A 6,465-nucleotide genomic window follows, 5' to 3' on the forward strand; every position below is an offset into this window, starting at 1 on the left:
GGCGCCATGCCGATCGACCTGGACCCCGCCGAGTTCGACGCGATGGTCGGGCGCGCGCTCGACGGGCTGCCGGACGAGCTGGCCAGGCTGGTGGACAACGTCGTCGTGCTGGTCGAGGCCGAGGCCCCCGAGGACGACCCGGACCTGCTCGGCCTCTACGACGGGCTGGCGCTGACCGAGCGCCCGGCGAACCACGCAGGCATGCTGCCCGACCGCATCCTGCTCTTCCGGGGGCCGCTCCTCGACATGGCCGACACGGTCGAGGACCTCGAGGACGAGGTGCGGATCACCGTCGTGCACGAGGTGGCCCACCACTTCGGCCTCGACGACCGCCGGCTGCACGAGCTGGGCTGGGGCTAGCCGCCGGTCCCCGCGCGGCCGGCCTGCTCGGCCCACTGGCTCCTGGACGGCGCCGCCGACCGCGGGCTGCCGGTCCACGGCCGGGAGCCCGAGCCGTCGAGCTGGTGGACGAGCTCGCCGAGCAGCCAGTTGTGGAGCGCGCGCTGCCGCGGCGTACGGGCGAGCGACAGCAGCCGCTCGGCCTTGCAGAACGCGTCGGCGACGTCGAACATCTCCGTCATCGTCACGAAGATCGGGCCCGCCTCGCGCGACATCGGGACGGTGACGTCGACGCGGGGCAGGCCCCGTGCCTCCGCGTCGTTGATCTGGTCGCGGAACGACTCGGGGAACTGACGCTCGAAGTTGGCGAACATCGCCGTGAGGTCGCCGGCGAGGGGGTAGTCGGACTGGTGCGAGAGCGACAGCAGGCGCAGCTCGCGGCGCAGCTCGTTGTACTGGCGGTCGAGCGAGACAAAGAGGGGGACGTCGATCCCTGCCAGGTGGACCTCGACGGTCCCGTCGCTGGTCGGCGACGACGGGGGCGGCGCGGCGGGGTCGAGACGGTCGATCACCCACTCGACCGAGCCGGCGTCGCTCATCTCGGGCGCCGGCTCGAACCAGACGATCTTGCCGTCGGACTCGATCGTGGCTCCCCACGCCTGGGCGCACTGGGCGACCATCGACAGCCCGCGACCGAAGGTGAGCAGCACGTCGAGCTCGTCGGTGTCGACGTGGTTGGGCGGCTCCGGCGGCCGGGTCGACCCGTCGACGACCTCGATGCGCGGGTGCGACGCGGTGCCGCGGACCCGGACCTTGTAGGGGGCGGAGGCGTGGAGGAGCGCGTTGGCGACCAGCTCGGAGACCCCCAGCTCGGCGCACTCGATGAGGTCAGGGCGTTCCAGCCGCCGGCAGATCTCGCCGACCCAACGCCGCGCGTCGGCCGCAGCGCGCGGCGACGACGCAAGCGTCAACTCGGAGCTCAGCGGCACTGGGACTCTTTTCGAGGGGGGTGGACAGTCCAGTGGGGCGATCATTGCCCATGCACAGGTGGTTCAAACCTCGACAACCACCATAGTTTCTCGGGAGTCTGGGTAGTGGTGTGAGCAAGCAGACGCCACCGGCGTTTCGCGCCGCGCTCCGGGCCGGAGGACAATGGCCTGAGCGGAGCACGACGCACCTACGACCCTCAGGAGCATCCATGACGTCGACGCAGGCAGCCCGTCACAAGGTCGTCGTGATCGGGTCCGGCTTCGGCGGCCTGTTCGGCACCAAGGCGCTGCGCCGCGCCGACGTGGACGTCACGGTGATCGCCAAGACCACCCACCACCTCTTCCAGCCGCTGCTCTACCAGGTCGCGACCGGCATCCTGTCCGAGGGCGAGATCGCTCCGCCGACCCGTGAGGTCCTCAGCGGCCAGGACAACGCCCGCGTGATCCTGGGCGAGGTCATCGGGATCGACCTGACGGCCAAGACGGTCACCTCGCGCGTGCTCGGCCGCGAGACCGTGACGTCGTACGACTCCCTCCTCGTGGCCGCCGGGGCCAGCCAGTCCTACTTCGGCAACGACCACTTCGCCGAGTTCGCCCCCGGCATGAAGAGCATCGACGACGCGCTCGAGCTGCGCGGTCGCATCTTCGGCGCCTTCGAGATGGCCGAGCTCGGGGCGACCCGTGGCGACGACGTGGACCACCTGCTCACCTTCGTCGTCGTGGGCGCCGGGCCCACCGGCGTGGAGATGGCCGGTCAGATCGCCGAGCTCGCGCACCACACCCTGCGCAAGGACTTCCGGGCGATCAACACGCGTCACGCTCGCGTCGTGCTCGTCGACGCCGCGCCCCAGGTGCTGCCGCCCTTCGGGGCGAAGCTCGGCGAGAAGGCCCAGCGCGAGCTCGAGAAGCTCGGCGTCGAGGTCATGCTCGGCGGCATGGTCACCGAGGTCGACGAGCGCGGCCTCGAGGTGAAGTTCAAGGACGGCCGTGTCGAGCGGATCAACTCCGTCGCCAAGATCTGGGCCGCCGGCGTGCAGGCCAACCCCCTCGGCAAGACGCTGTCCGAGCAGACCGGCGCCCCCCTCGACCGGGCCGGCCGCATCGCGGTCAACCCCGACCTCACCCTGCCCGGGCACCCCGAGGTCTTCGTGGTCGGCGACATGATCGCCCTCGACAACCTGCCCGGCGTCGCTCAGGTCGCCATCCAGGGCGCGAAGTACGCCGCCAAGGAGATCACCAACCGGCTCGAGGGCAAGGCGCCGCAGCAGCCCTTCAAGTACTTCGACAAGGGCTCGATGGCCATCATCAGCCGCTTCCGGGCCGTCGCGATGGTCGGCAAGCTCCGCCTCACCGGCATCGTCGCCTGGCTGATGTGGCTCGGCGTCCACCTCGTCTACCTCACCGGCTTCAAGAACCAGGTCTCGGCGCTGATGCGGTGGGCGATCACCTTCATCAGCAACACCCGTTCCGAGCGCACCACGACCGAGCAGCAGATCTTCGCCCGCGCCGCGCTCGCCCGGCTGCGACGTGGTGCCGCCGACCTCGTGTCGGACCCCGGCATCTACGACGCGACGCGCGCCATGATGGAGGAGACGCGCCGTCAGGAGCTCGAGGCCGCCGCCGAGCGCGAGGCGGAGCTCACCGACTCCGGCGTACGGGGCGTGCCGGCCGAGCGCTGACGTCGCCTCCGGGCGTGGCTCCGGGCGCCGCTCGCCGCGGGCCGGTCACGCGCCGGCGTACACCTCGCTGAGCAGCGGGACGCCGAGCGAGCGACGGTCCACGTGCCGGTCGAGGACGGTCAGGACGGCCGTACGCATGGCAGCGACCTTGTCGTCGGCGCCGGCGAGCAGCAGGTCGGCGGGGTAGCTGACGCCGAAGTCGCCGTAGCCGCGTCGACCGACCACGCGCGCGGTGTCCCTGAAGGTCACCGTGAGGCCTTCGTCGCCTCGCGCCGCGACGTAGTCGGACACCCACGGTCGCACCGCGGGTGAGGCGACGATCTCCTGCCAGGCGAGGTCGAGCGCCTCGTCCCAGCCGTCCACCTCGACCCGGGTGCCACCCAGCTCGTCCAGCAGGGCCGTGACGTCGCCCAGGTCGCCCAGGTCGCCCAGGTCGCCCAGGTCGCCCAGGCCCGCGACCAGGGGATCAGGACCGGTCGCGTCGCGGTAGAGCGACATGCTCACCCAGGCGACGCTGAAGGGCGTCGCGGGGTCGGAGGCGGTCACGCGCAGAGGTTATGTCCCGGACCGGGCGACGGGTGGTACGGCGCGCCCCAGCCGGTGGCCCGTCACCCGGGCACCCAGCCAGAACGCCACCCATGCGATCGCGGCGCCGGCCACGTCGTCGGCGATGTGGTGCCACCCGAAGTAGAGCGTGGCCACGACGGTGAGCGCGAAGTTGAGCCAGAAGATCCGCCGCACGAGCACGCTGCGCACGGTGTGCTGGGCCATCAACGCCCACAGCAGCGCGATCGCGGTGTGCAGGCTCGCGAAGCCGGCCACGCCCTGGTAGTCGCCCTCGCCCCAGAGGAAGCCCTGCCGTGAGTAGACCAGCGAGTCCATCAGCTCGGAGGTGCCGGTGGGCGTCAGGTCGCTGGTCAGCCACGGGTACATGAGTCCCGGGCCGAGCGTGGGCAGCAGGTAGTAGGAGACGGTGCCGAGCGTCCAGGCGATCCCCTGAGCGGTCACGAACCACCAGCCGTAGCCGATGTTCCTCGACCACACGAGCCAGACGGTGACGAGGATCGCGACGAGCGGGATGTAGGCGAGGTAGACCGCGGACAGCACGTGCGCCGCCGCTCCGGTGCCGAGCAGGTCCTGCAGGAGGGTCGCCGGGTCGTTGCCCAGCAGCAGCGTCCGGTCGAGCAGCCGCAGCTCGGCGTCGTACTTGTCGTCGCGCACGAGCGGCAGGAGCGACTTGAGGTTGCGGTAGGCGACGTAGACCACGTAGAAGCCCGAGATGCCGATCAGGACGAGCTGGAGCCGGGCGCGGGTCCAGTGCGTGCGGACGCGCTCGCGCACGGCGGCAGCCGTACGGCCCGGGTGCAGGCGTCCCTGCCACAGCGCGCGCGGCAGGAGGTCGAGGACGATGGCGGCGGCGCACAGCACCGGCAGGCGCACCCACGAGGGACCGAGGAAGCTGCCCTCGGGGTCGGCCACCGGGCGGTCGAGGGCCACGCTGGCGACGAAGGTGACCGCGCCCATCAGGGCGACGTTGGCCACGAGGAACGCGTAGGGGTGACGGGTCGTCGTGGGAGCCGCGCCGGACAGCCTCCCTGCCGACGCGTCGAGGTCGAGCGGGGAGGGCGTGGACATGGAGCTCCGGTGGCGCGGTCGAGGGCAGTGAGAGAAGTTTGTCTGCCCGGACCAAACTGGGATCCCCTGTGTCCACGTCAGGGCCCCGAGGAAGGATGGCGTGATGCGAGCTGTGGTCTACACCGAGAGCGGTGACACATCGGTTCTCGAGCTGGTCGAGCGGGAGCCCGCGGAGCCCGGGCCCGGGGAGGTGCGGGTGCGGATCGTGCGGGCCGGGGTCAACCCGACCGACTGGAAGTTCCGCGCCGGAGGCATGGGGGAGCTCGCCTTCCCGGAGATCGTGCCGGGCCAGGACGGCGCGGGCGTGGTCGACGCCGTCGGACCCGACGTCACGGATCTCGCCGTGGGCGACCGGGTCTGGACGATGCTGGCCCAGCACACCCGTCCCGGTGGCACGGCCCAGGAGCAGGTCGTCCTGCCGGTCGGCAACGTGGCGGTGCTGCCCGACGCCGCGTCGTACGACCTCGGTGCCTCGCTCGGCGTCCCGGCGGTGACCGCCCATCGTGCCCTGACCACGTCCGAGGGCGGTCCGACGCGGCTCGCTCCCGGCGCCCTCGCCGGGCGCACCGTGCTCGTCGCCGGTGGTGCCGGAGCCGTCGGCAACGCGGCCATCCAGCTCGCCCGCTGGGCCGGTGCCACGGTCATCAGCTCGGTGAGCAGCGACGAGAAGGGCGCGCTCGCGACCGCGGCCGGCGCGCACCACGTCGTCGACTACCGGCAGGCCGACCTCGTCGAGGAGGTCCGCGAGCTGGCGCCGGACGGGGTCGACCTCGTCGTGGAGGTGTCGCCCGCGCAGAACCTGCGCAAGGACGTCGCGCTGATCAGGCCCCGCGGGACGATCGCGATCTACGCCAACAACGGTGGCGACGAGGTCACCCTGAGCGTCCGCGAGACGTTCTCCACCAACGCGCGCTTCCAGTGGGTGCTGCTCTACACCGTCGGCCACGAGGCGCTGCGGGCAGCGGCCGAGGACGTCACGGCAGCCGTCGCGGCCGGGGCGTACGGGGTCGGCGAGGACCACGGGCTGCCCCTGCACCACTATCCGCTCGAGCAGACGGCAGACGCGCACGCGGCGGTCGAGGCCGGTGCCGTCGGCAAGGTGCTGGTGGACGTCGCCGACGCCTGAGGCATCGGCGGGTGTGTCAGTCCTGTCGGGCGTACGCCTGCGCCCGCTCGCGGTAGCCCGCGACGTTGCGGGCGATGGCCGCGACCTCCTCGTCGGTCGTCTCGCGGCGAACCTTGGCCGGGACGCCCGCGACGAGCGAGCGCTCGGGCACCTGCATGCCCTCCAGCACGACCGCGCCGGCGGCGATGACCGATCCGGAGCCGATGTGCGCGCCGTTCATCACCACCGCACCCATGCCGACCAGCACGCCGGGCTCGATCGTGCAGCCGTGCAGCACCGCGCCGTGCCCCACCGCCACGTCGGAGACGAGGGTGAGGGGGAAGCCCGGGTCGGCGTGGAAGACGCAGTTGTCCTGGACGTTGCTGCGGGCGCCGACGGTGATGCGGGCGCCGTCGGCCCGGACGACGGCCCCGAACCAGATGCTGACGTCGTCCTCGACGACCGCATCACCGATCACGGTCGCGGTGGGGGCCAGCCAGCTGGTCGGCGCGAGGACGGGAGCGTGCTCACCGAAGGGAAGGACGGTCGCCACAAGGCCTCCAGGGTGTCGAGGGTCGATGTGCCGTAGGCCTGAAGACCTTCGGGTGATGGGTGACAGATCTATGTCGGTTGATCGGTGACACTCGCTGTCACTCTAGGACGCCGTTGCGGCGCGCTGGATCGTTTGACCCTCACCTCCCCGGTGCTGTCGCGTTTC

The 6,465-nt window shown here is 71.7% G+C and carries 7 protein-coding genes; 3 read left to right on the forward strand and 4 right to left on the reverse strand.

Annotated features, from left to right (window positions below):
• Positions 1–6: 6 nt before the first annotated feature.
• A complete protein-coding gene (locus IEZ24_RS20400) occupies positions 7–360 on the forward strand; it encodes a metallopeptidase family protein (protein WP_129456858.1) in 354 nt (117 codons plus the stop codon).
• Here the strand turns inward: IEZ24_RS20400 and IEZ24_RS20405 are convergent.
• On the reverse strand, positions 357–1,328 hold the full coding sequence (locus IEZ24_RS20405; protein ID WP_129456857.1) for an ATP-binding protein: 972 nt from the start codon (positions 1,326–1,328) through the stop codon (positions 357–359). The two genes, IEZ24_RS20400 and IEZ24_RS20405, sit on opposite strands and share 4 nt — an antisense overlap.
• Before the next feature lie 209 nt (positions 1,329–1,537).
• Here IEZ24_RS20405 and IEZ24_RS20410 point away from each other — a divergent pair, with 209 nt between their 5' ends.
• Positions 1,538–3,007, forward strand: a complete 1,470-nt coding sequence (locus IEZ24_RS20410; protein ID WP_129456856.1) for an NAD(P)/FAD-dependent oxidoreductase — start codon at positions 1,538–1,540, stop codon at positions 3,005–3,007.
• 45 nt (positions 3,008–3,052) lie between these two features.
• Here IEZ24_RS20410 and IEZ24_RS20415 read toward each other — a convergent pair whose 3' ends face one another.
• Both IEZ24_RS20415 and IEZ24_RS20420 read right to left on the reverse strand, forming a co-directional pair.
• Entirely contained in the window at positions 3,053–3,553 is a 501-nt protein-coding gene (locus IEZ24_RS20415) for a hypothetical protein (protein ID WP_165356204.1), read from the reverse strand.
• A gap of 9 nt (positions 3,554–3,562) precedes the next feature.
• Positions 3,563–4,642: a phosphatase PAP2 family protein gene (locus IEZ24_RS20420; protein ID WP_129456855.1), complete on the reverse strand. Its 1,080-nt coding sequence runs from the start codon at positions 4,640–4,642 to the stop codon at positions 3,563–3,565.
• 103 nt (positions 4,643–4,745) lie between these two features.
• Between IEZ24_RS20420 and IEZ24_RS20425 the strand changes: the two genes are divergently transcribed.
• Positions 4,746–5,768 (forward strand): NADPH:quinone reductase, encoded by a 1,023-nt coding sequence (locus tag IEZ24_RS20425; RefSeq protein ID WP_129456854.1) that lies wholly within the window; start codon positions 4,746–4,748, stop codon positions 5,766–5,768.
• Between the two features lie 16 nt (positions 5,769–5,784).
• Here IEZ24_RS20425 and IEZ24_RS20430 read toward each other — a convergent pair whose 3' ends face one another.
• On the reverse strand, positions 5,785–6,300 hold the full coding sequence (locus IEZ24_RS20430) for a gamma carbonic anhydrase family protein (RefSeq protein ID WP_129456853.1): 516 nt from the start codon (positions 6,298–6,300) through the stop codon (positions 5,785–5,787).
• Positions 6,301–6,465: the final 165 nt, after the last annotated feature.

The organism is Nocardioides ganghwensis (assembly GCF_014779655.1).
In the GTDB taxonomy this organism is placed as follows: Bacteria; Actinomycetota; Actinomycetes; order Propionibacteriales; family Nocardioidaceae; genus Nocardioides; species Nocardioides ganghwensis.